The organism is Streptomyces cavernae (assembly GCF_004023625.1).
Taxonomy (GTDB): Bacteria; Actinomycetota; Actinomycetes; order Streptomycetales; family Streptomycetaceae; genus Streptomyces; species Streptomyces cavernae.
The window spans coordinates 1-1,579 of record NZ_RPDJ01000116.1; the positions used below are offsets into that span (position 1 = coordinate 1).

The 1,579-nt window shown below is 71.8% G+C and carries 1 protein-coding gene and 1 pseudogene; both read right to left on the reverse strand.

Going from position 1 to position 1,579, the window contains the following annotated elements; genetic code table 11:
• The coding region (locus tag EF387_RS46405; RefSeq protein ID WP_338058181.1) for an acyltransferase domain-containing protein at positions 1-1,495 on the reverse strand (1,495 nt) is incomplete at its 3' end.
• A 21-nt stretch (positions 1,496-1,516) separates the two neighbouring features.
• Positions 1,517-1,567 (reverse strand): annotated as a pseudogene (locus EF387_RS50390) (hypothetical protein); the annotation flags it as partial.
• Positions 1,568-1,579 lie beyond the last annotated feature (12 nt).

Genomic DNA, 1,579 nt, shown 5'->3' on the forward strand with positions numbered 1-1,579 from the left:
CGGGGTTGGTCACATCGGTGCGGCCACCACCCGTCGCGAGCACCGGGATCCGGGGCTCGTGATACTCCACGGACTCCACGACCTCGCGGAAGTGGTCCAGCACCGGGGCCATCAGCGGGGAGTGGAACGCGTGCGAGACCCGCAACTGCCGTACTGGCACGCCCCGTTCGCGCAGCACGTCCACGGCACGGGTGACCGGCCCTTCCTCGCCGGACAGGACGACGGCGGCGGGTCCGTTGACCGCGGCCAGCGCCACACCCTCCCCCAGCAGGCCGGCCACATCGGCCTCGCTGGTGGCGGCGCTCCACATGACACCGCCGGCCGGCAGCTCCTGCATCAGCTCCGCACGTGCGGCAACGATCCGGCAGGCGTCCTCCAGTGACCACAGCCCGGCCACGCAGGCGGCGGACAGCTCACCGATCGAATGCCCCACCACGACCTCGGGCCGCACCCCCCACGACTCCAGCAACCGCGCCAGGGACACCTCGAAGGCGAACAGCAGGAGTTGCGCGCGCCCGGTTTCGTCGATGTCACCCGACACAGAGGCCGGACTGCCGACACCGGCCTCCGTCTCCGGCCAGTGCGACACGATCTCGTCCCACGCGGCCGCGAACACCGGGAACGCCGCGTACAGTTCCACGCCCATCCCCAGGCGCTGCGCACCCTGCCCGGTGAACATCCACCCCAGACCACCCTCAACGGCCCCGTCCAGCACCGGCTCCGCCGACGGATCCGCAGACAGCAGCGCAGCACCCTGCTCCAGCCGCGCCCGCGACGACACCAGCGACCACGCCACATCGGCCACCGGCACCTCGGGGCGCGCGGAGAGGAAGTCCCGCAGACGCTCCACCTGAGCCCGCACCGCGGCCGGACCGCGTCCGGACACCACAAGCGGCACGGGGCCCACCAAGTCCTCAGCCGTCTCCGTCTGTTCGAGCTCCTCAGGGGCTTCCAGGATCACGTGCGCGTTCGTGCCACTGATCCCGAAGGAGGAGACCCCGGCCCGCCGAACCCGTCCGGTCTCCGGCCACGGCCGCCGCTCCGCAACGACTTCGACCGCACCCGTGGACCAGTCCACCTGAGAGCTCGGCCGCTCCGCGTGCAGCGACGCGGGCACCACACCCTCCCGCAGCGCGAGGACCATCTTGATCACACCCGCCACACCCGCCGCGGCCTGCGTATGCCCGATGTTCGACTTCACCGACCCCAGCAACAGCGGCACATCCCGCTCCTGACCGTAGGCGGCCAGCACGGCCTGCGCCTCGATCGGATCACCCAGCGCCGTCCCCGTGCCGTGGCCCTCGACCACGTCCACATCCGACGCGGACAGCCCCGCGCCCGCCAGCGCCGCACGGATCACCCGCTGCTGCGACGGACCGTTCGGCGCCGTCAGACCATTCGACGCACCGTCCTGGTTGACCGCCGAACCCCGCACCACCGCCAGCACCCGATGACCCAGCCGACGGGCGTCCGACAACCGCTCCACCACCAGCACACCAACACCCTCACCCCACCCCGTACCGTCCGCACCCTCCGCATACGACCGGCACCGCCCATCAGCCGACAGACCACCCTGACG